We start from the raw sequence: 26071 nt of genomic DNA, 5'->3' as shown, positions 1-26071 counted from the left end.
CAACGGCTTGTGACCGGCAGGCGCTTTTGCTGTTATGGCTGCGACGCTTTTGGCGTCAATCGGTTATACGCATCCGGGGCCCACTGAGCCCGGCTTTATTGTGCCCGCCCCTGGCGGTACGGTCGGCCTTGCCGACCACAAGGAGACAGACATGAAAATAACCCGAAAACTGCTGCCTTTGCTGGCGGCGGTGCAATTGGCTATGGCCGGCGCAAGCACGGCCCAGGCGGCCTATCTCTCCGTCGGCTACTTCAACGGCGGCGGCGACGTTACCGCCGGCCCCGGTGGTGACATCGACAAGCTGGACGTGACGCAAATCACCCATCTCAACTATTCGTTTGGCCTGATCTACAACGACGAGAAAGACGAAACCAATGCGGCGCTGAAAGACCCCGCTCGCCGCCACCAGATCTACCTGTCGCCGAAAGTCACGGCCGATTTGCAACGGCTGCCGGTGCTGCGCAAACAGAACCCCGAGCTGAAAGTGCTGTTGTCGGTCGGCGGCTGGGGCGCACGCGGTTTCTCCGGCGCTGCCGCCACCGCGGGAAACCGGGCGATTTTCATTCGCTCCGCGTTGCAGGTGATCGAGCAGTACGGGCTGGATGGGATCGATCTGGACTGGGAATACCCGGTAAACGGCGCCTGGGGTTTGGTGGAAAGCCAACCGGCAGACCGAGACAACTTCACCCTGCTGCTGAGAGAGCTTCATCAGGCGCTGGGTAAAGGCAAGCTGTTAACCATCGCCGTCGGGGCCAACGTCAAAAGCCCGCAGGAATGGGTCGATGTGAAAAGCATTGCCCCTTACCTCAACTACATTAATCTAATGACCTACGACATGGCTTACGGCACGCAGTACTTCAATGCCAACCTGTACGATTCAAAGCGCTGGCCAACCGTAGCCGCCGCCGACCGCTACAGCGCCGATTCCGTGGTAAAACATTATCTGGCCGCCGGATTAAAACCGGCGCAGATGAACCTGGGTATCGGTTTCTACGGCCGGGTGCCGAAACGAGCGACCGAGCCGGGCATCGACTGGGACAAGCCGGACGCCGCCAAACATCCGGTGACGCAGCCTTATTTCAGTGCGCGAGAAACCGCTCTGTTCCGCACGCTGGGGTTGGATCTCAGCAAAGACACTTACTTTAAATACCACGATATCGTCAGCAAATTGCTCAACGATCCGCAGCAGCGTTTTCGCGAACACTGGGATTACGACGCCAAAGTGCCATACCTGACGCTGCAATCCGCCGAAGGCAAACCGCTGTTCGCCATCTCCTACGAGAACCCGCGTTCGGTGGCTATCAAAGCCGAGTACATCAAAAGCCAGGGATTGGGGGGAGCGATGTTCTGGGAGTACGGCGCGGACGACAATAACCGGCTGGCGCAACAGCTGGCGGAGTCGCTGGGAATAAAAGGCGAGAAACGGTAAATCGACGGGGGCGATGGCGACATCGCCCCGCTTTAGGGACAGCTTACTGCGGTTTAAGTTTGACCAGCGGCTCGGCAACAAACTGCTGCTTCAGTTCTTGCTTGCTCTTCATCACGATCTGCCCGTCGGTGCCGATGCTCATGTGCTGCGGATCGACGTTGTTCATCGACTGCCACAGCATCACCGCCTGCAGGCTGTTTTCCTTCTGCTCAGGCGTCAGCGCCACGCCGTCCGGCCACTTGCCCAGCTCAACCGCCTGCACCAGGCGCTGGTATATCTCGGGCGTCATCGCCGCAATCAGATCTTTCACGTCCATCAGAGCCCTTCTCGCTTACAGATGAATAATTAGCTGAATCGATTTTGTTGATTAAATTACCACTTAACCGGCCGTTTGGTCGCCATTTTCGCCATCGGTGAAACTCAGCGAGGCGGAGTTGACGCAGTAGCGGTCGCCAGTCGGCTGCGGGCCATCAGGGAAAACGTGCCCCAGATGCGCGTCGCAGTGGCCGCAGCGGATTTCAACACGATGCATATTATGTGAATTATCATCAAGATAACGGATTGCATCGGCGGAAACCGGCTCATAAAAGCTCGGCCAGCCGCAGCCGGAATCGTATTTGGTTTCGGAATAGAACAGCGGCTGGTTACAGCACAGGCAATGGTACACGCCCTCGCGCTTGTTGTGCAGCAATTTGCCGCTGAACGGCGCTTCGGTGCCACGCTGTTGCGTCACATAACGTTGGATTTCATTCAGTTCCGTGACCGGATGACCGGGGGTTGTCTCTTTAGCCATTTGTGCTTATCTCTGAATGTGGATAATGTCAACGAAAACAATGATTAATAATAACAAAAAATTAACACCGCTGCAGGGGTTTTTGGCCTAAACTGTAGCCCATAAAGGCCACGTCACGATGATATGTGATAACGATCACACATCTTGCGTATGCTGACTTTATACTTGGCGGCTTGTCCCCATATAACGGATGAGGCCGAGCGCAAATGGACTGTGCAATAAGCGTGCAAAACCACCCTTCCGGTTTGACTTGCCGCAAGTATTGACACGATTCCGCTTGACGCTGGGTAAGGTTTTTGTAATTTTACAACCAACCTTTTATTCACTAACAAATAGCTGGTGGAATATATGACTATCAAAGTAGGTATCAACGGTTTTGGCCGTATCGGTCGCATTGTTTTCCGTGCTGCTCAAGAGCGTTCTGACATCGAGATCGTTGCAATCAACGACCTGTTGGACGCAGAGTACATGGCTTACATGCTGAAGTATGACTCTACTCACGGCCGTTTCAACGGTACGGTAGAAGTTAAAGACGGCCACCTGGTTGTTAACGGCAAAACCATCCGTGTTACCGCAGAGAAAGACCCGGCTAACCTGAAGTGGAACGAAGTGGGTGTTGATGTGGTTGCTGAAGCGACCGGTATCTTCCTGACCGACGAAACCGCGCGTAAACACATCACCGCCGGCGCTAAAAAAGTGGTTCTGACTGGCCCATCCAAAGATGCGACCCCAATGTTCGTTCGCGGCGCCAACTTTGACAAATATGCCGGCCAGGACATCGTGTCCAACGCCTCTTGCACCACCAACTGCCTGGCGCCACTGGCTAAAGTCATCAACGACAACTTCGGTATCGTTGAAGGCCTGATGACCACCGTTCACGCCACCACCGCTACTCAAAAAACCGTTGATGGCCCGTCTCACAAAGACTGGCGCGGCGGCCGCGGCGCATCCCAGAACATCATCCCTTCTTCTACCGGCGCAGCGAAAGCGGTTGGCGTGGTTCTGCCAGAGCTGAAAGGCAAACTGACCGGCATGGCGTTCCGCGTACCGACCCCTAACGTGTCCGTTGTTGACCTGACCGTGCGTCTGGAAAAAGCGGCTACCTACGAAGAAATCAAGAAAGCCATCAAAGACGCCGCTGAAGGCTCTATGAAAGGCGTTCTGGGCTATGTTGAAGACGACGTGGTTTCCACCGACTTCAACGGCGAAGTACTGACTTCCGTGTTCGATGCCAAAGCCGGTATCGCACTGAACGACAACTTCGTGAAACTGGTTTCCTGGTACGACAACGAAACCGGCTACTCTAACAAGGTTCTGGATCTGATCGCTCACATCTCCAAGTAATGGCATGATGTTAAGCTGATAATGAGGGCGACATTTTTGTCGCCCTTTTTTATTTGTATCTCCGGCAAACAATAGGTCATGAAATGAACGAGAAAATTTTCACCCTGCCCGTTTCCGAACAAATTTCTCCTTATATCAGCCAGCGGCAACTCGATGAGCTGGGCGTGGTTGTGGTGTCGCACCCGAAAGTGCGCGCGGCCGTCGCGCTGCAAGGCGCGCATTTGCTGGCCTGGCAGCCCAGCGGTGAGCAGCCGGTGATTTGGCTCAGCAACAACACGCCTTTCGCCACAGGCAAGGCCATCCGCGGTGGCGTGCCGATCTGCTGGCCGTGGTTCGGCCCGGTGGCGCAACCCTCCCACGGCTTTGCTCGCAACCAGCCCTGGAGCCTGACGGCGCACGATGAAGATGAGAACGGCGTCATCCTGACCTTTACGCTGAAAGACAATGAGCAGACCCGCAAACTGTGGCCGCACGCCTTCACGCTGATTGCTCGCTTCAAGCTGGGTGAAGAGTGCGAGATCGAGCTGGAATCGCACGGCGATTATCAAGCCACGGCGGCGCTGCACAGTTACTTCCAGGTCGGCGACATCGATCGGGTCAGCGTGGCGGGCCTGGGCGAGCCTTATATCGACAAGGTGGCGGGCGGCGCAGAGGCGCATCAGACAGGTGAAGTGACATTCATCGGCCAAACCGACCGCGTCTATACCCGCCCGGAAGCTTTCAGCCAGATCCGCGATCCGGCACTCGCTCGCACCATCGAGGTTCACCACCATCATATGAGCGACGTCATCGCCTGGAACCCCGGCGTGGAACTCTCCTGCAGCATGGGGGATATGCCGAACGACGGTTACAAGACCATGGTCTGCATCGAGACCGGGCGCGTCAGCAAACCGCTGGTCGCTGCCGGCGAGCAACCCGCCCGTTTGGGTGTCACCTTCCGCAGTCGTAAGAAGGCCTGAGGAACCGTGCGCGGAAGCGCACTACAGATGTGCAAAAGGGGCGCCAGCGCCCCTTTTTGATGCACGACATGCACGATAGTTGTGCAATGCGTGATTAGAAGGTGTAGCTCACACCCGTCATCAACAAACCGGTGTAAGATTTATCCACCATCGGGCTGTCTTTCACTTCATCCGACAACTTCACATAGCGGCCGACGAAGAAGGCGTTCCAGCTTTTGTTGATCTGATAATTGGCGCTCAGCTCGAGATACGGAGCCCAGCTATCGCCAGGGGTGTAGCTGTCCAGGCCGCTGCGACGTGATTCATTGGCGCTGACGCCGTAGTAATATTTGTTCTGGTTCTTGCTGTTCCACATCACGCCCACGCCCGGGACCAGCGTCAGCGCGTCCAGATCAAACTTGTACAGATAAGCGACATCGCCCACCAGCCCGTTGCTGTTGTTCAGCGTGTCGCCGGTGAACGTGGTACGAAGGGTGCCCCATTCCGCGTTGTGCGAATAGGCCAGGCCGGCCATCAGCGTGCCGCGACGCTTGTCGAGGCGCTTCATGCGATCGTCGTCGCTGTCGCCCGGACGGTAGCCCCATGGCGTGTAGTAACCCATGATGCTCAGCTGGTTTTCTTGATCTTTCCACAGGTAGTAACCGGCGGTCAGAGTACGGAAGTAGAAGTCGTCACCTTCATAGTCGATGACGGGCACCGGATAAACGCGGTCCTGATAACCGCGATACGCGTCCGGACTAACCAGCGCGGCAGCACCGAGTGACCAGGTCCCCGCCTGAGCACTTTGCGCACAAACCATTGCGGAAGCGATAATTGCTAGCGTTTTGAGTTTTGAAATCTTCACTGGTTCTTTTTCCATAAATTACAGGGTTAATAGCCGCGATAGTTTATGTGAAAATTTAGTTGCGCGCCTAATCTTTACAAAGGAAAACGACCAAGATCGAATAACTTATAGCGGAATTATGAATTAATCATGGCGGAACGATGACGTTTTATCCCGCAGGCCGCGCCAGACAAGGCATTTGGTTATCCCGGCAATAACTGAGTCATTGATATGACTTAAAAAAAGCTTTTTCTGCGGCAGGAAATTTTCCGGCAAGCAAACTAAGCTTAAATCAGAAGGTGAATTTATCCTGGGCCCAGTGGCATACAGCGCAACTCGCGATAATAAGCGCACCAAGTTGGCATACGGGTTGCTGTACTCAGGCGTATTCTCATCTTTCGGGAGCCAGAACACTATCACACGCTCTCTTTAACCTGTGCTAATAACGAAAGGACGGGCATCATGAACATATTTGACCACTATCGCCAGCGCTACGAAGCTGCCAAGGACGAAGAGTTCACACTGCAGGAATTTCTTACCATTTGCCGGCAAGATCGCAGTGCCTATGCCAACGCGGCCGAACGTCTGCTGATGGCTATCGGTGAACCTGTGATGGTCGACACTGCGCTAGAATCACGCCTGTCGCGCCTGTTCTCCAACCGCGTGATCGCACGCTATCCGGCCTTCGAAGAATTCTACGGCATGGAAGAGGCCATCGAACAGATCGTCTCTTACCTGAAGCACGCCGCGCAGGGCCTGGAAGAGAAGAAACAGATCCTTTACCTGCTGGGCCCGGTGGGCGGCGGTAAATCCTCGCTGGCAGAACGCCTTAAAGCGTTGATGCAGCGCGTGCCCATCTACACCCTCAGCGCCAACGGCGAACGCAGCCCGGTCAACGATCATCCGCTGTGCCTGTTCAACCCTCAGGAAGATGCCTCAATCCTGGAAAAAGAGTTCAACATCCCAAGTCGCTATCTCGGCACCATCATGTCGCCGTGGGCGGCGAAGCGCCTGCACGAGTTCGGCGGCGATATCACCAAGTTTAAAGTCGTGAAGGTGCGCCCTTCCATCCTGGAGCAGATCGCCATCGCCAAAACCGAACCGGGCGATGAGAACAACCAGGACATCTCGGCGCTGGTCGGTAAAGTGGATATCCGTAAGCTGGAGAACCACGCGCAGAACGATCCGGACGCCTACGGCTATTCCGGCGCACTGTGCCGCGCCAACCAGGGGATTATGGAATTCGTCGAGATGTTCAAAGCGCCGATCAAAGTGCTGCATCCGCTGCTGACGGCGACTCAGGAAGGTAACTACAACGGCACCGAGGGCATCTCCGCCCTGCCGTTCAACGGCATTATTCTGGCGCACTCCAACGAATCCGAGTGGGTGGCCTTCCGTAACAACAAGAACAACGAAGCGTTCCTCGACCGCGTGTATATCGTCAAGGTGCCTTACTGCCTGCGCGTGTCGGAAGAGATCAAGATTTACGACAAGCTGCTGGACCACAGCGAGCTGACTCACGCGCCCTGCGCGCCGGGCACCCTCGAAACGCTGGCGCGCTTTAGCGTGCTGTCGCGGTTGAAAGAGCCGGAAAACTCGAGCATTTACTCGAAAATGCGCGTGTATGACGGTGAAAGCCTCAAGGATACCGATCCGAAAGCCAAGTCCTATCAGGAGTACCGCGACTACGCCGGGGTTGACGAAGGCATGAACGGCCTCTCCACCCGTTTCGCCTTTAAAATCCTCTCGCGGGTATTCAACTTCGATCACGCCGAGGTGGCAGCCAACCCCGTGCACCTGTTCTATGTGCTGGAGCAGCAGATCGAACGCGAACAGTTCCCGCAGGATTTGGCCGAGAAATACCTCGAACATCTGAAAGGCTATCTGATCCCGAAATACGCCGAGTTTATCGGCAAAGAGATCCAGACCGCCTATCTGGAATCCTACTCGGAATACGGACAGAACATTTTTGACCGTTACGTGACCTACGCGGACTTCTGGATCCAGGATCAGGAGTATCGCGACCCCGACACAGGTCAGCTGTTCGACCGCGAGTCTTTGAACGCCGAACTGGAGAAAATTGAAAAACCGGCCGGCATCAGCAACCCGAAAGATTTCCGCAACGAAATCGTGAACTTCGTGCTGCGCGCCCGCGCCAACAACAACGGCCGCAATCCGAACTGGACCAGCTACGAGAAGCTGCGCACCGTGATCGAGAAGAAAATGTTCTCCAATACCGAAGAGCTGTTGCCGGTGATTTCGTTTAACGCCAAAACCTCGACGGACGAGCAGAAAAAACACGACGACTTCGTCGACCGCATGATGGAGAAAGGCTATACCCGCAAGCAGGTGCGCCTGTTGTGTGAATGGTATCTGCGGGTCAGAAAATCCTCATAACGCCTCAGGTAAGCGGCATTATCAGGGCCATGTCCACAGTCATGGACGTTGCAGCGCAGCTCAAGGAGGGGCTTACACATTGCGCTGTCGCGACCGGGACATGAAGAGTTGGCAACGTCGTTTGGGGGAAGTATGGCCTATTTCATTGACCGACGGCTGAACGGCAAAAACAAGAGCATGGTGAACCGCCAGCGCTTCTTGCGCCGTTACAAGTCGCAAATCAAACAGTCGATTGCCGAAGCCATCAACAAGCGTTCGGTCACCGACGTAGACAGCGGGGAGTCGGTCTCCATCCCCACTGACGATATCAACGAACCGATGTTTCATCAGGGGCGCGGCGGCACACGCCATCGCGTTCACCCAGGCAATGACCACTTCGTACAGAACGATCGCGTTGAGCGGCCTCAGGGCGGCGCAGGCGGTGGCGGCGGCCAGGGTAACGCCAGCCAGGACGGTGAAGGCCAGGATGAATTCGTCTTCCAGATCTCCAAAGACGAGTACCTCGATCTTTTGTTCGAGGATCTCGCCCTGCCCAATCTGAAAAAGAATCAGTACAAGCAGTTAACCGAGTTCAAAACCCATCGTGCCGGCTATACCGCCAATGGCGTGCCGGCCAACATCAGCGTCGTGCGTTCGCTGCAAAACTCGCTGGCGCGACGAACCGCCATGACCGCCGGTAAAAGACGCGCGTTGCACGAGCTGGAAGATGCGCTGACCCAGTTGGAAAATACCGAGCCGGTGCAATTGCTGGAAGAGGAGCGGCTGCGCAAGGAAATTGCCGAACTGCGCAAGAAAATCGAAAGCGTGCCGTTTATCGATACCTTCGACCTGCGCTACAAAAACTATGAGCGCCGGCCGGAGCCCTCCAGCCAGGCGGTGATGTTCTGCCTGATGGACGTGTCCGGCTCGATGGACCAGGCGACCAAAGACATGGCCAAGCGTTTTTACATTCTGCTCTATTTGTTCCTGAGCCGAACCTATAAAAACGTCGAGGTGGTCTACATTCGCCATCACACCCAGGCGAAAGAGGTGGACGAACAGGAGTTCTTCTATTCGCAGGAAACCGGCGGCACCATCGTTTCCAGCGCGCTGAAGTTAATGAATGACGTAGTCGAAGAGCGTTATGACCCGGCACAATGGAATATCTATGCCGCGCAAGCGTCGGACGGCGACAACTGGGCCGACGATTCACCGCTGTGTCATGAGCTGTTGGCGAAAAAGATCCTGCCGATGGTGCGTTATTACAGCTACATAGAAATCACTCGCCGCGCTCACCAAACGCTGTGGCGCGAATACGAGGATCTGCAGGCGAAATTCGACAACTTCGCCATGCAGCATATCCGCGAACCGGACGATATCTATCCGGTATTCCGCGAACTGTTCCGTAAGCAGACCGTGTGAATAACGCCGCGTGAATGTCACCACAGCCGGAAAGCACCGTTTTCCGGCTGTTTCTTTTTCGCATTATATATTTGCAAAACCCATGTTTATTTTTTAAACAATGACAACAACAATAATAAGTCAGATTCCCCAGAACGGTCCTCTCTATTATTTGTTCTTCTGAGGTTATTCCTAAACATCCGCCGCTCCCCCCGCACGGCTTGATAGGAATATTCCCATTCAGTTATCGTTACCCCATCGCTTAAGTCTCTTCCTAAGCGAAATTTGCCTCATTTTATTTTTCTATGGCTTCTCAGCCCGCTGCGGCGGGCATTTACCTGTCAGCAGGTTAGACATCATGATCGACTACACCCTCTATGGCCTCAACAAGCACGATGTTGATGAATACCATAAGCAAATATGTTGCCTGCTCGGCAAAAACGTGCTGCTGGTGTTGACCGCCAACAAGCCGATAACCAAACAGAACCTGCTCGCCAGCCTTATCCAGGAGATAGAAAAGCAGCCCGATGATTATTTTCAGCGGCTGCATCGCGCGGCAATAGAAATGATCGGCGTTAACGGACGCTAAGGCGATATGCGTAAGGCAGACCTCTACGCCATTATTGCCGTCGCCGTCGTGTTGATGATGCTGTTATAACGATATCAGCGAAGGGATAATCTGCCGCAGAATGTCGAGCCTTCCTGCCCCTGCTTTATTTCAAACCGGCCGCTTCGTCAATCAAACCCGCCACCTCATCGGCATGGGAAACCAGCGAGGCATGGCTGGCATTCAGCACCATCACTTTCTTGGCCTGCAGCCGCTGCGCCATGCGCCGCTGATTCTCCGGCGCTATCATGCAATCGTCGCTGGAAAGTTGATACCATGACGGCTTATGTTTCCAGGCGGGCTCGCCGATGGTGTTGCCAAAGGTCTCGGCCAGCGGGGCCTTCTGCGCCACCGCCATCACCAATGCCTCGTCGGCGGTCAGATCCTGGCAAAAGCTTTCGTGAAACTTGTCGGTTTTAATCCACAGATAACCGTCGCTGTCCGAGGCCAGATTCTCGACTGCCGCAGGAGGATGCGCTTGCGTAATACCGCCGGCACTTTCACCGGCATCCGGCGCAAACGCGGCGATGTAGACCAGGCCAACCACGTTAGGCTGGTTGCCCATTTCCGTGATCACGGCACCGCCGTAAGAGTGCCCGACCAACAATACCGGTCCCGCTTGCTGCGCGACCATCTTGCGCGTACGTTCCGCATCCTCAGCCAGCGACGTCAACGGCATTTCCACCGCATGAATCGCCGTATATCCCCTGCGCGACAACTCGATGATGACCTTACTCCAGTGCGCGGCGCCACCCCAGAATCCGTGTACCAGCACGATAGTTGGTTTTGTGCTCATTGCCGACTCCTTCATCTCATAGGAAAGCGCCGCAGGCAGATGAACGCCCCCGCAAGGGGCGAGCCTGGCTGCCTTCGACGCCACGCAGTCCCCCTTTTATATAGTCAGCCTCATGGCGTTCAGCAATAGCTACGACGAGTTAACGTCCCCGATTTTCCACCGCCGCCACGGCTTATCGAAGCGGCTTACGCCGCACGGCCGGGAAAAAAAGGATTAAAACTAGGATTTTTACCCATACCGATCTAAAATTTCGCGCAAAAACAAAGAGAAGTAAATTTGGCTCACCGGGAAAAGGAATGAAGTTGTGAAGGAAATGATCTCCATCGTTTTTATGGCATGCCTGCTGGCGCTGCTGTTTTCGTGGCTGTTCGTCTACGGTCTTAACATTCATTAAACCCATAACGACAACCATCCCCCTCCCTGGCGGGCAAGCGGCGTATCGCGACTGATGCGCTAAAACCGGTGCCTGAAGGGTTCACATACCGCCAAACCCGACGCCACCTCACCTGCCGTCCGCAAATACATCATTAATCTTTATGAGTCATAACCCCACCGCGTTTCCCCCTTCACCGACTCTTTTACTACTCAGCGGAGTTCACTCCAGAAGGATGGCTCGCCTGACGCAAAATGTTACCGGTAACTATGCTGTTGATTTCTTTTGGCAATAAACATAAAGCCGCTAATAACCCTACGTTCTTTATAGAAATAAATTATGCATACTTATGGATAAAGGTTTGAATAAAGGGCCTTTGGTCATTGATTATCACCCGCCAAGCTCCTAGAATTCGCGCGTAAAAATACAACTGGGATCGGGTTTCATGTCGCCGCTGTGGGTTGCAACGCAATACTGTTATTTTATTGGTCTGTTAGTTTCTATGGTTTTCACCTACCTGGTTAGCCGGGACACCGTCAAAATTCGCTGTATCAGCGCACTGACCATCGGGTTAACCTGGCCGTTGAGCCTGCCGGTGGTGTTGCTGTTTTCGCTGTTCTAACGCCCCAATGCCGCGCGCTGGCTTTTAAACAGTCATATTAATGAAAAGAGGCTGACCACCGGCGTCATGGTTTTTGGCGTGGGATAAAAAAGTGCCGGCGCAAGGCTGGCATGAAAACGGGAAGCAATGTGAGCAATGTCGTGCCGGATCGGGGGGCTCAGAAGGAGACAACCCTTTTCCCCTCACCGGTGAATAAAATGATAATACGTCTCATTATTGAATAAAAAGTCATTTCCCCAGGCAACTTTCCCCCTTGAGAAACTATCAGCCGCGCGGCGATCGCCAGCGCTGATACAATCGCCCCGCCCCCCACACCAGCAGCCAGAGCAAAGCGTTCAACCCCAACCATAGCATCAGCAAGTAGAAGAAAGTCTGATAGCCGGGTATGCCCCGATCGGCCAAAAACGGGTTGAAGTGAAAAAATTTGACGATCGCGAACGGATTAAGATTGAAACGGTTGAACACGACCGCCGTCAGCAACGGTGGCAACAGCGTATAAAACGCCAGGCTGAACAGCAGCAGGATTTTTGTGCCCGAAGTGTTTTTATAATCTTTCATATCAATAAATTATATCTGTCATCATAGTGCAAAAACCGCCAGGCATTCGTACGCCAATCGACCCCGCGGGCGCAAAAGAGTTCCAGGCCAACGCGGAAATAAAGCCGATCCCGCGTTTAATTGTCATTTAGCGCTCGGGTGATATATACCCTGTGGATTTTAAATTACGATGTCGCCGCGCCGTCTTCAAGCACAGCGTTTACATGGCATCATCAGGAGGCATTAATGAAACCGGACGCACTCTCCCTGCCGCCGACCCCGAAAAAGCTCAAGGTCATCTACGGCTGGTATATTTATGTGATCTATATCCTGCTGGTTTTCAACATTTATATGGCGGTCTACAACGTCTGCGTTCGGCACCCGATCGAGGCCCCGCTGTTGTCGCTGTTTCACAGCCTGTTTCTCGCGTTGATGCTGCAGCAGGTGCTCAAGAAGAACGTCGTTTTCGCCTGGATCTTGCTGAGCTATTTTATTCTGATGCGCCTGTATTACGCCAATGTGCTGCATGTTGAGTTCACGCTGGTGAGCCGTTGCCTGGTGCTGCTGATTCTGACGCTGCTGCTGACCGGCGCCGTAGCCGTCGGGCAACTGGCCACGCCGCCGCAGCGGCATGACTGGCTGGCGCGGCTGGGCGGGCGGCAATGGGGGGCACTCACGGCGCTGGCGGCCATCCTGACACCGCTGATTACCACCGACTATCTGGGATAAACTGGGGGCTATTTGGGAATATGAGGTTCGGAAATGTCTACGACGCGGCATATTTTGGTGTAGTTACCCGCCTTCTCACAGATCTTGTCCGTGACGAACATGCTAAGGTAGCCCAGCAACAGCAAGTAGCCGACCATGCACAGAATAAAGATAAGCGTTCTCACCGATAGCGACCAACCTGACAAGAGTATCACGAGCATCATAACCTGAACGAGGCGCTTTAAAAGGATTTCATGTGCGCACCGGCCGCATCGGCGCACGTTCTGTAGTAACATTAAGCCACCACGCCCACCACCGGAAACGCCGATGCACCATCTGATGTTAGACATTGAAACCCTGGATATAAAACCCAGCGCCGTCATTCTGGTGGTTGCGGCGGTGTTTTTCGATCCCCGGACCGGGGAACTCGGCGCCGAATTCGAGGCCGCCGTCAGCAGTCAGAAAGACCAACCAGGCCGTACCATCAGTCTGGACACGGTCGCCTGGTGGGCGAAACAGTCCGATGAAGCACGCAAACAGGCCTTCGGCGGCACCGAGAGCCTGAAGCGCGTGCTGAGCAGCCTCAGCCGCTTTATCCATATGAACAGCACCGATACGGTAAAGGTCTGGGGGAACGGCAAAGAGTTCGACTGCGCGATCCTCGAACACGCCTTCCAGCAGTTGGAAATGCCCTGCCCGTGGAAGTTTTGGGATACTCAGGACGTGCGCACGGTGATCACGCTGGCGGAACTGCATGGCTTTAACCCGAAAAAGGCTCGCCCGTTCGAAGGTATGCCGCATCGTGCGCTGGATGATGCTCGCCACCAGGCCCGTTATGTGGCCGATACCGTCTCGGCGCTCTATTATCGTCAGGGGGCGCAGCGCTGACCCGCTTTGCCCCTTTTCATTTGCCGCCAGAGTCTCTACTCTAGCCCTCTTTGTCACTCGGACGTGCCTTTTCTGTTATGCAAAAGTTTCTGTTTATGCTTCTCAGCCTGGTGCTGCTCGGCCCATTAGGCATCGATCTTTATCTGCCGACTATTCCCGCTATTGCCGTCGGTCTGGGCAGCAGCGAAGCGTTGATCCAATCCACCATATCGCTATTTATTCTGGTACTTGGCCTCGGCCAGGTCATCGCCGGCCCGCTGGTGGATAACTATGGCCGCAAACCGGTGGCGCTGGCCGGCATTATCCTCTACATGATCGGCGCCGCGATGGCGGCGCTGGCCACCAGCCCGACGATTTTCATCGCTTCGCGTCTGCTGCAAGGGGTGGCGGTTTGCTGCACCGCCGTCGTCGCCTTCAGCGGCGTGCGCGATCGCCTGAATGGCGACGACGCCGCCCGCGCTTTCGGCTTTCTTAACGGCACGCTGAACATCATCCCGGCGCTGGCGCCGCTGCTCGGCGGCCTGCTCGCCGAAGCCTTCGGCTGGCGCGCGCCCTTCTGGTTCCTGGTCGGCTACGCGCTGCTGGTGTTGGCGCTCATCGCGCTGCGCCTGCCGGAAACTCGCCCCGCCGACACCGTGCCGGTCAAGGGGTTGCCGGTGCGTCAATACGCGCGCATCCTCAGCGAACGGCGTTTCCTCTCTTTTGCGGTGGTGAACTCCGGGGCGATGGGCATGGCGCTGACCTACGTTTCTCTGGCACCGAACGTGCTGATGGGCACCGCCGGCCTGACGCCGCTGCAATTCTCGCTGGTGTTCGGCGCCAACGGTTTCTGGATCATGCTGGTCAGCTTCTTCGCCAACCGCATCATCCACAAGGTCGGCCGCCCGGTTTGTCTGGCGACCGGCGGCATGTTGATGGGACTGGGCTGTCTGGGCCTGCTGCTGGGCGTCATGCTGCTGCCCGCGACGGCGCAAACGCACTGGCTGACGTATATGCTGCCAGTCGCCAGCGCCTGCGCCGGGTTGGCATTCGTGATGGGCCCGGCCACCAGCTACGCGTTGGAACCCTACTCCAATGAGGCCGGCGTCGCGTCCGCGCTGGTCGGTTTCGTGCAGATGGCGGGCGGCGCCGCGCTGGGTCTGGTGGCGATGGCGTTGCCGCTGCAACCCAAGCTGTCGCTGGCGCTGGTGATGTTGGCGGGCTGCCTGCTGGCGCTGCACGCACGGCGGCTCAGCAAGCAGATTAAAGGGCAGATCAGAAAAGTCGCCTGAGCCCCGGCTCAGGCTTCGATGGCGACCGGCACTCGCGCCGCTAACGCCGACAGCAGTTCATAGCCTAACGTCCCTGCCGCCGTGGCCACCTCATCCACCGGCAGACGTTTCCCCCACAGCTCGACTTCGGTGCCCAGTTCGACTTGCGGACAGGGCGTCAGATCCACCGCCAGCATATCCATCGATACCGTTCCCAGGGTGCGCGTCAGCACGCCGCCAACCCATACCGGCGTACCGGTCGGCGCATGACGCGGATAGCCGTCGGCGTAACCGCAGGCCACCACACCGATACGCTGTGCGCCTGCGGCGCTGTAACGGCCACCGTAACCCACACGATCGCCAGACTTCAGCTGCTGAATGCCGATGATTTCACTGCTCAGCGTCATCGCGGGCTGCAGCCCCGTCGCCGCAATGTCATTCCAGCAACCGCTCGGCGAAGCGCCATAGAGAACGATCCCAGGACGGATCCAACTGCCGTGGGTCGAAGGGTGCCACAGCGTGGCGGCCGAGTTGGCCAAGCAGCGCGGCAACGGTATATCGTTAGCCGCCGCCTCGATGGTGGCCATCTGCTGCGTCACGCCTTCGGGGCCGTCGGCGGTGGCGAAATGGCTCATCAGCGTAAGCTCGGCAATGTTGGCTACCGCCTGCGCCCTGCGCCACACCTCATGCAGCCGCTCGGGTGCGAACCCCAGCCGATTCATGCCACTGTTCACTTTCAGATAGACATTGAGCGGCGCGTTCAGCGTGGCGTCGGCGATCGCCGCCAGTTGCCAGTCGCTGTGCACCGCCGTCGTCAGGCGATAACGGTCAAGCAACGCCAGATCCTGCGGCTGGAAGAAGCCTTCCAACAACAGGATAGGCCCTTGCCAACCCGACTCGCGCAGCAGCACCGCTTCGGCCAGATCCAGCATGGCGAAGCCGTCGGTTTGCGCCATGCTGCGCCAAACGTGTTTGATGCCGTGGCCATAGGCGTTAGCCTTGACCACCGCCCAGACTTTGGCGCCGGGGGCGAAACGGCGCACCACCTGCAGGTTATTTTCAATCGCGCCGAGATGCATCGTGGCGGTTATGGGACGGGGCATCGCTTCTCCTTGGGGCAGCGTACGGCGGCCACGCGCGCCTGCGCGTGGCCGGGAAAGTCTATGACAGAGTCAACGATTAACGTGCGGGATGCACGTCGTTCAGCGGAACCGCGTGTTGCTGACGAAACCCGGCGCTGTAACGCGCCACCGCCAGGTCATCGGAAGGGATCGCCGGCGTAATGCCGGACATCAGATCGGACAACAACTGCCCGGAGCCACAGGCCATCGTCCAGCCCAACGTGCCATGCCCGGTATTGAGATACAGGTTCTTCAGCGAGGTGCGGCCGACAATTGGCGTACCGTCCGGCGTCATCGGCCGCAGGCCGGTCCAGAACGTTGCCTCTTCCACTCGGCCGCCGTTCGGGTAGAGATCGCGCACCACCATTTCCAACGTTTCGCGCCGTTTTTGCTCCAGCTGCGTATTGAAACCGACGATCTCCGCCATGCCGCCAACGCGAATGCGCTGGTCGAAGCGTGTGATGGCGATTTTATACGTCTCATCCAATACCGTAGAGAACGGCGCCGCCGCTTCGTCGGTGATAGGAATGGTCAACGAATAGCCCTTCAGCGGGTAAACCGGAATGGACACCAGGCCGCGCAGCAGTGCCGTGGAGTACGAGCCGAACGCCACCACATAGCTGTCGGCCTTGAACACTTCCTCGCCGCACTGCACGCCGGCGATCTTGTCGCCCTCCACCAGCAGACGATCGACGCTGCGGTTGAACAGGAAGGTGACGCCCGCCTGCTCTGCCATCTTCGCCAACTGTTGCGTAAACAGCTGGCAATCGCCGGTTTCGTCGTTCGGCAACTGCAGGCCACCGGTCAGCTTGTGCGCCACCTGCGCCAGCGCCGGCTCGACGCTGCCGAGCTGGCCGGCTTCCAGCAATCTGTAAGGCACGCCGGCATCTTCCAATACCGCAATGTCTTTCGCGGCGTTTTCGAACTGTTGTTGAGTGCGAAACAGCTGCAGCGTGCCGCCCTGACGACCTTCGTACTGGATGCCGGTTTCCTGACGCAGCGCCTTGATACAATCGCGGCTGTATTCCGCCAGGCGCACCATGCGGCCTTTGTTGGTCATGTAGTGTTCGGTGTTGCAGTTTTTCAACATCTGCCACATCCAGCTCAGCTGGAAGCTGCTGCCGTCGAGGCGGATGGCCAACGGCGCATGGCGCTGGAACATCCACTTGATGGCCTTCAGCGGCACGCCCGGCGCCGCCCAGGGGGCAGCATAACCCGGTGAAATCTGCCCGGCGTTCGCCGCGCTGGTTTCCAGTGCGGGGCCTGGCTGACGATCGATCACCGTCACCTCATGCCCCGCCTTCGCCAAATACCAGGCACTGGCTACGCCCACCACTCCACTACCTAAAATTACCACTCGCATCGCTGACTCCAGCCCAAGGCTTCACAAAGCATAATCTTCTGCTTACAGGAAATTAACTCAGTGAAAAAATCCGTCCAACAACTTCGTCATCAAACGTGACAATATTCACAATTAATTTATCGTCGATGGGCCATGTATTTGCAATAGCCGTCTGCAAATAGCGATAAGATGCGGTTTAGAGGGGATTATGGCGTCATACCGCCACTGAATTGATATCAACGCTATCAATGATAGCACTCAAAAAAGGCGTAATAAGCAACATTGATTTAACAGAATATAAAAATACCAGCCAACATTTAAACAGAATAAAAATCTAATAAAATAAAAAATACCAACATAACAAACAAAGAGAGCCCCCTCCCTCCGCAGCAGAAAAATCGCGCAAAATTTCAGCTGCCGTTAACCTTGCTTTCAGTGCCGGAATAAAACACCCGAGCCCTTGGCCCGCCCGTTTATGTTGAACGCTGCAGCACGATATGAACGTTAAAGCCAGAAGCAGCGCCTAAAGTTCACACTGTCGCTATTGTGGAGAACGTCTTATGTTCATCGCCATCTACCAGTTTTCAGTCAAACCCGGACACGAGCACGCCTTTCGCCAGGCTTGGCTGGCGTTGACCCAAGGTATCTATCTGCAGCGCGGCAGCCTTGGCTCGCGCCTGCATCGGGATGTGGGCGGGCAGTTTATCGGCTATGCGCAATGGCCAAGCCGAGTCGCATGGGAAAGCGCCGGTGATATTCAGTTGGATGAACGCTACCTGCAAGCCCGGGAACGAATGCGTGCGACCTTGTTGGCAGATAAAACGCTATTTGAAATGGAAGTGACGGATGATTACCTGCAAATCAGACCGTTTGACTGAGCACAAGCCCACACAGGCGGGCGGGCTTGTGGTTGCGGGAACGAGCAGCATCAATGATGCAGCATCTCGTCCACGACTTCTTTGGTTTGCAGTTGGAATGGGTAGTAAGTCGGCCAGTTATCCATCTCTTTCAGCAACGCTTCCTGCGACGTGTTGCCCATAAAGATATGGAAATGCGCCGATTTGCGCGGGCCGATAATGTGATCGCTGAACTGCACGAATTTCGGCGCCAGGCTGCCGGCATCCTGGCATTCAAACAGATAACGCACGCCCTTTTTACCGGAAACATACGTCAGGATCTTATGCCCGGCGTACTTATACTGACAGGCGCTGGATTGGTCACCGAGGTGAAATTCCATGACGCCGTTTTCAATGCCGATGGTATCCACATCGGTGGCATACCCTTTGCGGTAATACGCCTTCACTTCGGCGAAGGTCTTGCGCTTGTCCTGTGCCGCTTTCTTCTTGAACACCGGGTCAAGATCCCCATTGAGCAGATAGGGATACACGGATTGCCACACGCCCTCCCAGTCGGCCAGATCGCGATCTTTGACGTCCTTATCGTCGAACACGCCTCCCTCCGCCTTTTTTTCCGCCTCCGTCAGCGGCTTGCCATGTGAATGATGCCCGTGGGCGCATGCCTGCCCGCTGATAAACAACGCGGCCAGCGCCACCGCCAGTTTGCCAAAATGCCTCGCCAAAATGCGCTCCTTGTCCGTTATCGAGAAAAATCAAAAGTTACAATATAACATAACAATTTTCAATCCTTGTCGTGCAACAGGCATTGTGTTGCGCCCCCCTGCCGCAGGGTTATACTCGAAGAGGAAGTGCGGTGCCGCACCGCCTTCTGCCGGGACGGGCGCCGGATTGACCGCCGTTCGCTCCTTTGCGTACCGGCATTTTTATTTCACTGATTTGCAATGGTTAATTATGACTTGAACTATGCTTGTTACAGGGTCTGCCGTTTGAGCAAGACCCGTGAATAATGAGGGTGCGCTGATGACTACTTCAACACATGAAAAGGTTAAGGATGATAAACGTCTGAGCGATGGACCGGACTGGACGTTCGAACTGCTGCAGGTGTATTTGGAGCAGATCGACCGCGTCGCCAAGCATTACCGACTCGACACCTACCCCCATCAAATCGAGGTGATCACCTCAGAGCAGATGATGGACGCCTATTCGAGCGTCGGCATGCCGATCAACTATACCCATTGGTCCTTCGGCAAGAAGTTCATCGAAACCGAACAGCGCTACAAACAGGGCCAGCAAGGGCTGGCGTATGAAATCGTCATCAACTCCAATCCCTGCATCGCCTACCTGATGGAGGAGAACACCATCACCATGCAGGCGCTGGTGATGGCGCACGCCTGCTATGGTCACAACTCGTTCTTCAAGAATAACTATCTGTTCCGCAGCTGGACCGACGCCAGCTCCATCGTCGATTATCTGCTGTTCGCCCGCCACTACATCAGCCAGTGCGAAGAGCGCTACGGCGTCGATGAAGTGGAGCGACTGCTGGACTCTTGCCATGCGCTGATGAACTACGGGGTCGACAGGTACAAACGCCCGCAAAAAATCTCTTTGGTGGAAGAAAAAGCGCGCCAGAAAAGCCGCGAAGAGTATCTGCAAAGCCAGGTGAATACGCTGTGGAAGACCCTGCCACGCGTCGAGCGCGAAGAGTCGCCGGAGCAGGCGCGCCGGTATCCGAGCGAACCGCAGGAAAATATCCTCTATTTTATTGAAAAGAATGCACCGCTGCTGGAACCCTGGCAGCGTGAGGTGTTGCGCATCGTGCGCAAGGTCAGCCAGTATTTCTACCCGCAAAAGCAGACTCAGGTGATGAACGAGGGGTGGGCCACCTTCTGGCATTACACCATCCTCAACCATCTGTACGATGAGGGCCGAGTGACCGAGCGGTTTATGCTGGAGTTTTTGCACAGCCACACCAACGTGGTGTATCAGCCGCCGTACAACAGCCCGTACTATAACGGCATCAACCCTTATGCGCTGGGCTTCGCCATGTTCCAGGACATCAAGCGCATCTGCCAATCGCCGACCGAAGAAGACCGCTACTGGTTCCCGGACATCGCCGGAAAAGACTGGTTGGACACGTTGCACTTCGCCATGCGCGACTTTAAGGATGAGAGCTTTATCAGCCAGTTCCTGTCGCCCAAAGTGATGCGCGACTTCCGCTTGTTTACCGTGCTGGACGACGATCGCAACAACTATCTGGAGATTGCCGCGATCCATAACGAAGCCGGTTACCGGGCGATCCGCCAGGAGCTGTCAGCGCAATACAACTTGAGCAACCATGAGCCGAACATTCAGATCTGGAACGTGGATCTGCGCGGTGACCGCTCACTGACATTGCGCTACATCCCGCAGGAACGCGCGCCACTGGATAAGAGCCGCCGCGACGTGTTGAAGCACCTGCATCGCCTGTGGGGCTTCGACGTGATCCTCGAGCAGCAAAATGAAGACGGCAGTGTAGAGCTGCTCGATCGCTGCCCACCGCGGCCTACGCCGCTGTAACCGCCACAACGACAAAGGGCGCCGCATGGCGCCCTTTCTTATTTCATTGACTCGCGATTAACGACGCGCTTCGGTCAGATCGCTCGGCATGGTGCCCTGCATGCTCTGCCAAATCGCTCCGCTGTCTTTACCGTAGCTGCGCACGGTATCCATCACCTGGTCGTACAATTTCTCATGGCACAGCGTGGACAGCTTGCTGTAGAAGGCCAGCGCCAGCTTGCGCGCTTCCGGATTGGAGAAGTAGTAACGGCCCACGCGGGTGTACAGCCCTTTCAGACCGTTGAAGATCAGGCCGTAGATCGGGTTGCCGGAAGCGAACGCCAGACCGCGGAAGATCTCGTAATCGAGCAGATTGAAAGCGTCCGCCTGATCTTCTACCTCGGCGGCCTTCGCCAACACTTCCTGGGCCTGCTCCGGATGATTGCGCACCGCGGCGCGAATAAAGATCGACGCGATATTGGTGCGCACGGACAGCAGGTTATCGATCAGCTGAGGGACGCTTTTGTGATCGAGACGGGCCACCGTCTCAAGGATATTGAGGCCGGACGTTTCCCAAAAATTGTTCACTTTGGTCGGTTTACCATGCTGAATGGTCAACCAGCCATCGCGGGCCAGACGTTGCAACACTTCACGTAACGTGGTGCGCGTGACGCCAATCAACTCCGAAAGCTCACGCTCCGCGGGCAAAATAGAGCCAGGGGGGAAGCGATTATTCCAAATACTCTCAATAATGTACTCTTCCGCGAAACCGGCAGGACTCTGCGCCTTTATGACCATGTGTTTGACGTTCCGTTGCGACGATAAAATCAGTAAAAGTAATCAGCTCATCATACCAGATCGTGCTGACATGACATAGCGTGAGCGAAAAACAATAAACGAAAGTGTGCATAACGTGGCAAAAAACGAGCAAAAATACCGGTCGTAGGAATTTTCTCATCGTAAAACAAGCTCAGGTTGCGCACGCCCCCGCCGCATTGTTAGGGTACGTGCTACGACTGATTGAAGGATGCATAGAGCACAATGGAAACAACCCTGCGTAGCGCCCTGCTCAAAAATTTTCTGGGGCAATCTCCCGACTGGTACAAACTGACCATTCTCATTTTTCTGGCGATCAACCCCCTGGTGTTCTTTTTCGCCAGCCCGTTTATCGCGGGTTGGCTGCTGGTGGTCGAGTTCATCTTTACCCTGGCGATGGCGCTGAAATGCTACCCGCTGCTGCCGGGCGGCCTGCTGGCGCTCGAGGCCGTGGCCATCGGCATGACCAGCCCGGCGCAGGTCTCGCAGGAAATCGAACATAATCTGGACGTGTTGCTGCTGCTGATCTTTATGGTGGCCGGCATCTACTTTATGAAGCAACTGCTGCTGTTCGTGTTCACCAAGCTGCTGCTCAACATCCGCTCGAAAACGCTGCTGTCGCTGGCGTTCTGCCTGGCCGCAGCCTTTCTTTCCGCCTTCCTCGACGCGCTGACGGTCGTGGCGGTGGTGATCAGCGTGGCCACCGGCTTCTATTCCATCTATCACAACGTGACGTCGAATCGCCCCGACGGCGACATCGGCGATGACAGCGATTTTACCGGCGAAGAGCGCAAACAGACGCTGGAGCAATTCCGCGCCTTTCTGCGCAGCCTGCTGATGCACGCCGGCGTCGGCACCGCGCTCGGCGGGGTCATGACCATGGTGGGCGAGCCGCAAAACCTGATCATCGCCAAAAACGCGGGCTGGGGTTTTATCGACTTCTTCCTGCGAATGGCGCCGGTCACGCTGCCGGTGTTGGTGTGCGGCCTGTTGGTTTGTTGGCTGGTAGAACGTTTTCGCCTGTTTGGCTACGGCGCGCAGCTACCGGAAGCGGTACGCGACGTGCTGAAAGAGTATGACCGCAAGGCCACGGAGGGCCGTAGCAAACAAGAACGGCTCAAACTGGTGATGCAAGCGCTGATCGGCGTTTGGCTGGTGCTGGCGCTGGCCTTCCACCTGGCTGAAGTGGGGCTGATTGGCCTGTCGGTCATCGTTCTCGCCACCTCCCTGTGCGGCGTGAACGACGAGCACGCCATCGGCAAAGCGTTCCAGGAAGCGCTGCCGTTCACCGCGCTGCTGACGGTGTTTTTCACCGTGGTCGCGGTCATCATCGAGCAGCACCTGTTCAGCCCGGTGATCCAGTTTGTGCTGCGCGCCGAGCCCGCTTCTCAGCTTTCGCTGTTCTACCTGTTCAACGGCCTGCTGTCGTCGGTTTCCGACAACGTGTTCGTCGGCACGGTTTACATCAACGAGGCGCGCACCGCGCTGGAAACCGGCGCTATCGGGCTGAAGCAGTTCGAGCTGCTGGCGGTCGCCATCAATACCGGCACCAACCTGCCCTCGGTCGCTACCCCTAACGGGCAGGCGGCGTTTCTGTTTCTGCTGACGTCTGCGCTGGCGCCGCTGGTGCGTTTGTCGTATGGCCGCATGGTATGGATGGCCCTGCCTTATACGGTGGTGCTGACGGTGGTTGGCCTGCTGTGCGTCCAGTTCACCTTGGAACCGGCGACCGAGCTGTTGACGCAGTGGCATTGGCTGACGCTGCCGTCCATCGACGCCGTCGGCCACTGAGACGGCGCCGGCAGGGTGAACCGACTATTTTTACGCTGAATCCGGCCCAGGTGGCTGGCAGCGAAGAGGAATTGGTTTACACTGCCGGTTCAATTGCTTACTGCATGGAAGAATCTAGATATGTTGCAATTCTTTAACCGCTGTTCACAAGGACGCGGCGCCTGGCTGCTGATGGCCCTGACAGCGTTGGTGTTGGAACTGGTCGCGCTCTATTTCCAGCACGTTATGCTGCTGCAGCCGTGCGTGATGTGCATTTACGAGCGTTGCGCGCTGTTCGGTATCCTCGGCGCCTCGCTGGTGGGCGCCATCGCGCCGAAAACGCCGCTGCGCTACGCGGCGATCTTGCTGTGGATCTACAGCGCCTGGGAAGGCGTACAGCTGGCGTGGAAGCACACCATGATCCAGTTGCATCCTTCGCCATTCAATACCTGCGATTTCTTCGTCAGCTTCCCGTCCTGGCTGCCGCTGGACAAATGGCTGCCGGCGGTGTTCCACGCTTCCGGTGACTGCTCCGTGCGTCAATGGCAATTCCTGACGTTGGAAATGCCGCAATGGTTGGTCGGCATCTTCGGCGCCTATCTGCTGGTGGCGCTGATTGTGCTGATCGCGCAGTTTGTTCGCCCACGCCGCCGCGACCTGTTCGGCCGCTGATCGGCAGACAAACAAAAAACGGCGCCGGAAGGCGCCGTTTTTTTTAGGTATTGCTGCCACATTCCGAGATAAAGCCACCTCAGGTATGTGTAAGGAAGTAAACGAGCACGATCAGCGCTCCAGCTACGGCAAACAGGCGGATCATTTTCATTGTTATACTCTCGAACTTGCGGGAGAGCGGCCAAATTACCCAACTTATCGTTTAAAAAGAAGCATCCCGGCACAATTAAGCGCGTAATTTACATAACATTAAACTTCTGCGATATCGGCGACTAAAAACTGGCCGCTCTGGCTCATTCCTTTCAGCCTTCGAGCATCAATAAATTACCGTTACTTATGAACGACTGCACCTTTGTCACATTCAGAGCACAATATTTTGGTGAAGTTTACCCATAAAATCCTTATAGTATCGGCAAAGTGAGTACTACCGATTTCCCTGGTGTTGTTGTGTGTCTTGCCCCTCATCTTTGCAGGGGCTTTTTTCCCCCTCCTCCCCCGCACAAGCCCTTACCATCCTTAAATAAATTGTTGGAATTTGCCTCTATCCGGCAGCAAGCATCAACGCCATTCGCGCACTAAAGATTAAAATCGTTCGCGATGCTTTCCCTATGCTAAATGACGTGTTGACTTTCACTCTTTCTTCCTGTGAGCCAGGTTTTGGCTGACTACAGCACATCATATGACATCAAGGACACGATACTATGCCGGATACCACATTGCCCCCTTCGTCTCAGCGCCCCTTCCTGCGGCGCATGCTGCTCAAAGCCGGGAAAAAATTCCTGCGCTGGAACGGCGAATTTCAGACTCGCCATTCGCTCATCTCCACCACACCGCGGATCGGTAATCATGAATTTAATTGGGTGACGGCGCTGGAAGCCCGTTGGCCGGCCATTCGCCAGGAGTTGGATCGGTTGCTGGAGCACCCGGAGGATATCCCAGCATTCCACCAAATATCGCCGGATCAGAAACGCATCTCTAAAGGAGATAACTGGAAAACCTTCGGGCTGTTTGTCTACGGGCAACGGGTTGATGAAAACTGCGCCATCTGCCCGCGCACAGCAGAGGCGGTCAGCGAGATCCCCGGCATGCGCACCGCCATGTTTTCAATCCTCAAACCGCACTATCACATCGTGCCCCACAAGGGCCCGACTCGAGCCGTCGTGCGCGCGCATCTGGGATTGATCGTGCCAAAGGATCGGGACAAGCTCTGGATCCGCGTTGACGACCAAATCCTGCACTGGGATGAAGGCAAGGTGATTTTGTTTGATGATTCTTATGAACACGAGGTCCGCAATGATACCGACGAGCTGCGTGCGGTGCTGTTTCTCGATATCGACCGGCCAATGGACAAAGTGGGCACGGCGGTGAATAAACTGCTGTTCAGCCTGATCAAAGCCAGCCCGTATGTGAAGCAGCCGATGAAAAATCTGGCCAACTGGCATCGCCGAGATAAAAAAGCGTGAAGCAAGAGTCTCACGCGCGTAAGCTCAATAGCCAAGAGGGCGGAATGTCTTAACACGCCGCCCTCTGGCATTAAAACTCGTGTTGCCGAGCAACATCTGTCAAGGTATCCGCGTTATCTGGCCCAGTCCGGCTTGTTGAGGATATGATCCTGCCAGTCCACCACTTCACTCTCGCGCACCGCGATATGCCGCACTGTGATGCGCTCGCCGTGCATCGCCGCCTTGGAGCCGCTCAGCAACGGGTGCCAGGGGAACAGCGGTTTACCTTCGCCAATCAGACGATAGGCGCAGGTAGGCGGCAGCCAATCGAAGGTGGTGAGATTTTCGCGCGTCAGTTTGATGCAGTCTTCTTCCAGCTCGAAGCGCCGCTCGTAGTTGCGGCATTGGCAGGATTTGATGTTGAGCTGGTTGCAGGCTACGTTGGTAAAATAAATCTCGTCGGTATCTTCGTCGATCAGCTTATTCAAACAGCATTGCCCGCACCCGTCGCACAGCGATTCCCACTCTTGTTCTGACATTTCCGCCAGCGTTTTCTGTTGCCAAAAAGCGAGTTGTGACATGTTAGCGTCCGGTTTCGGTAAATGGATAA

25 protein-coding genes are annotated in these 26071 nt (G+C 55.9%); 15 read left to right on the top strand and 10 right to left on the bottom strand.

What is annotated here, in order from left to right:
* The first annotated feature begins 151 nt into the window (after window positions 1–151).
* Entirely contained in the window at window positions 152–1429 is a 1278-nt protein-coding gene (locus L085_RS15030; protein WP_044031092.1) for a glycoside hydrolase family 18 protein, read from the top strand.
* Between the two features lie 43 nt (window positions 1430–1472).
* Here the strand turns inward: L085_RS15030 and L085_RS15025 are convergent, their stop codons facing one another.
* Both L085_RS15025 and msrB read right to left on the bottom strand, forming a co-directional pair.
* Entirely contained in the window at window positions 1473–1745 is a 273-nt protein-coding gene (locus L085_RS15025) for a DUF1315 family protein (protein ID WP_004932218.1), read from the bottom strand.
* Window positions 1746–1808: 63 nt separating this feature from the next.
* On the bottom strand, window positions 1809–2222 hold the full coding sequence (msrB, locus tag L085_RS15020; RefSeq protein WP_004932219.1) for a peptide-methionine (R)-S-oxide reductase MsrB: 414 nt from the start codon (window positions 2220–2222) through the stop codon (window positions 1809–1811).
* Window positions 2223–2570: 348 nt separating this feature from the next.
* On the opposite strand from msrB, the gene gapA reads away from it, so the two are divergent.
* Together gapA and L085_RS15010 are read left to right on the top strand one after the other, a co-directional pair.
* On the top strand, window positions 2571–3566 hold the full coding sequence (gene gapA / locus L085_RS15015; RefSeq protein ID WP_004932222.1) for a glyceraldehyde-3-phosphate dehydrogenase: 996 nt from the start codon (window positions 2571–2573) through the stop codon (window positions 3564–3566).
* A gap of 83 nt (window positions 3567–3649) precedes the next feature.
* Entirely contained in the window at window positions 3650–4525 is an 876-nt protein-coding gene (locus tag L085_RS15010) for a D-hexose-6-phosphate mutarotase (protein ID WP_021503854.1), read from the top strand.
* 94 nt (window positions 4526–4619) lie between these two features.
* On the opposite strand, the gene L085_RS15005 is transcribed toward L085_RS15010, so the two are convergent.
* Window positions 4620–5384, bottom strand: coding sequence for a MipA/OmpV family protein (locus tag L085_RS15005; protein WP_015378103.1), 765 nt, complete (start codon window positions 5382–5384; stop codon window positions 4620–4622).
* A 426-nt stretch (window positions 5385–5810) separates the two neighbouring features.
* Between L085_RS15005 and yeaG the strand changes: the two genes are divergently transcribed.
* From yeaG to L085_RS14990, 3 genes are all read left to right on the top strand, one after another.
* A complete protein-coding gene (gene yeaG, locus L085_RS15000) occupies window positions 5811–7745 on the top strand; it encodes a protein kinase YeaG (RefSeq protein WP_044031090.1) in 1935 nt (644 codons plus the stop codon).
* Window positions 7746–7877: 132 nt separating this feature from the next.
* Window positions 7878–9146, top strand: a complete 1269-nt coding sequence (locus L085_RS14995; RefSeq protein WP_004932234.1) for a YeaH/YhbH family protein — start codon at window positions 7878–7880, stop codon at window positions 9144–9146.
* Window positions 9147–9483: 337 nt separating this feature from the next.
* Entirely contained in the window at window positions 9484–9714 is a 231-nt protein-coding gene (locus L085_RS14990) for a hypothetical protein (RefSeq protein ID WP_004932237.1), read from the top strand.
* 124 nt (window positions 9715–9838) lie between these two features.
* Here the strand turns inward: L085_RS14990 and L085_RS14985 are convergent, their stop codons facing one another.
* Entirely contained in the window at window positions 9839–10528 is a 690-nt protein-coding gene (locus L085_RS14985; RefSeq protein ID WP_044031088.1) for an alpha/beta hydrolase, read from the bottom strand.
* Between the two features lie 818 nt (window positions 10529–11346).
* Here L085_RS14985 and L085_RS24775 point away from each other — a divergent pair.
* The gene (locus L085_RS24775; protein WP_015378105.1) at window positions 11347–11523 is read left to right on the top strand and encodes a GhoT/OrtT family toxin; all 177 of its coding nucleotides are present in this window, start codon (window positions 11347–11349) and stop codon (window positions 11521–11523) included.
* A gap of 264 nt (window positions 11524–11787) precedes the next feature.
* On the opposite strand, the gene L085_RS14975 is transcribed toward L085_RS24775, so the two are convergent.
* The gene (locus L085_RS14975) at window positions 11788–12081 is read right to left on the bottom strand and encodes a hypothetical protein (protein WP_015378107.1); all 294 of its coding nucleotides are present in this window, start codon (window positions 12079–12081) and stop codon (window positions 11788–11790) included.
* A 225-nt stretch (window positions 12082–12306) separates the two neighbouring features.
* Between L085_RS14975 and L085_RS14970 the strand changes: the two genes are divergently transcribed.
* The 3 genes from L085_RS14970 (at window position 12307) to L085_RS14955 (ending at window position 14927) form a co-directional block, all read left to right on the top strand.
* Window positions 12307–12789: a hypothetical protein gene (locus tag L085_RS14970; protein ID WP_044031086.1), complete on the top strand. Its 483-nt coding sequence runs from the start codon at window positions 12307–12309 to the stop codon at window positions 12787–12789.
* Between the two features lie 306 nt (window positions 12790–13095).
* The gene (locus L085_RS14960; RefSeq protein ID WP_004932251.1) at window positions 13096–13656 is read left to right on the top strand and encodes a 3'-5' exonuclease; all 561 of its coding nucleotides are present in this window, start codon (window positions 13096–13098) and stop codon (window positions 13654–13656) included.
* Between the two features lie 77 nt (window positions 13657–13733).
* Entirely contained in the window at window positions 13734–14927 is a 1194-nt protein-coding gene (locus tag L085_RS14955; RefSeq protein WP_015378110.1) for a multidrug effflux MFS transporter, read from the top strand.
* A gap of 8 nt (window positions 14928–14935) precedes the next feature.
* Here the strand turns inward: L085_RS14955 and dadX are convergent, their stop codons facing one another.
* Together dadX and L085_RS14945 are read right to left on the bottom strand one after the other, a co-directional pair.
* Complete coding sequence (gene dadX, locus L085_RS14950) at window positions 14936–16009, bottom strand: catabolic alanine racemase DadX (protein WP_044031085.1); 1074 nt, start codon at window positions 16007–16009, stop codon at window positions 14936–14938.
* Between the two features lie 76 nt (window positions 16010–16085).
* Window positions 16086–17390, bottom strand: a complete 1305-nt coding sequence (locus tag L085_RS14945) for a D-amino acid dehydrogenase (protein WP_028127472.1) — start codon at window positions 17388–17390, stop codon at window positions 16086–16088.
* Window positions 17391–17929: 539 nt separating this feature from the next.
* On the opposite strand from L085_RS14945, the gene L085_RS14940 reads away from it, so the two are divergent.
* The gene (locus tag L085_RS14940) at window positions 17930–18247 is read left to right on the top strand and encodes an antibiotic biosynthesis monooxygenase (protein ID WP_015378113.1); all 318 of its coding nucleotides are present in this window, start codon (window positions 17930–17932) and stop codon (window positions 18245–18247) included.
* Window positions 18248–18297: 50 nt separating this feature from the next.
* Here the strand turns inward: L085_RS14940 and zinT are convergent, their stop codons facing one another.
* Window positions 18298–18948: a metal-binding protein ZinT gene (gene zinT, locus L085_RS14935; RefSeq protein WP_044031084.1), complete on the bottom strand. Its 651-nt coding sequence runs from the start codon at window positions 18946–18948 to the stop codon at window positions 18298–18300.
* Window positions 18949–19246: 298 nt separating this feature from the next.
* On the opposite strand from zinT, the gene L085_RS14930 reads away from it, so the two are divergent.
* Window positions 19247–20782 carry a SpoVR family protein gene (locus tag L085_RS14930; RefSeq protein WP_004932268.1) on the top strand — a complete coding sequence of 512 codons (1536 nt, stop codon included), beginning with the start codon at window positions 19247–19249 and terminating at the stop codon, window positions 20780–20782.
* A 57-nt stretch (window positions 20783–20839) separates the two neighbouring features.
* On the opposite strand, the gene fadR is transcribed toward L085_RS14930, so the two are convergent.
* Window positions 20840–21559 (bottom strand): fatty acid metabolism transcriptional regulator FadR, encoded by a 720-nt coding sequence (gene fadR / locus L085_RS14925; protein ID WP_004932271.1) that lies wholly within the window; start codon window positions 21557–21559, stop codon window positions 20840–20842.
* A 243-nt stretch (window positions 21560–21802) separates the two neighbouring features.
* Between fadR and nhaB the strand changes: the two genes are divergently transcribed.
* From nhaB to L085_RS14910, 3 genes are all read left to right on the top strand, one after another.
* Window positions 21803–23368 (top strand): sodium/proton antiporter NhaB, encoded by a 1566-nt coding sequence (nhaB, locus tag L085_RS14920; RefSeq protein ID WP_044031083.1) that lies wholly within the window; start codon window positions 21803–21805, stop codon window positions 23366–23368.
* Between the two features lie 120 nt (window positions 23369–23488).
* Window positions 23489–24019: a disulfide bond formation protein DsbB gene (dsbB, locus tag L085_RS14915; RefSeq protein WP_004932277.1), complete on the top strand. Its 531-nt coding sequence runs from the start codon at window positions 23489–23491 to the stop codon at window positions 24017–24019.
* A gap of 701 nt (window positions 24020–24720) precedes the next feature.
* The gene (locus L085_RS14910) at window positions 24721–25482 is read left to right on the top strand and encodes an aspartyl/asparaginyl beta-hydroxylase domain-containing protein (protein ID WP_044031082.1); all 762 of its coding nucleotides are present in this window, start codon (window positions 24721–24723) and stop codon (window positions 25480–25482) included.
* A 113-nt stretch (window positions 25483–25595) separates the two neighbouring features.
* Here L085_RS14910 and L085_RS14905 read toward each other — a convergent pair whose 3' ends face one another.
* Entirely contained in the window at window positions 25596–26042 is a 447-nt protein-coding gene (locus L085_RS14905) for a YcgN family cysteine cluster protein (protein WP_025159803.1), read from the bottom strand.
* Window positions 26043–26071: the final 29 nt, after the last annotated feature.

This window comes from Serratia sp. FS14 (assembly GCF_000695995.1).
Classification (GTDB): domain Bacteria; phylum Pseudomonadota; class Gammaproteobacteria; order Enterobacterales; family Enterobacteriaceae; genus Serratia; species Serratia nematodiphila.
Note: the sequence above shows the minus strand (reverse complement) of the source record. Positions and strands in the feature narration are given on the sequence as shown.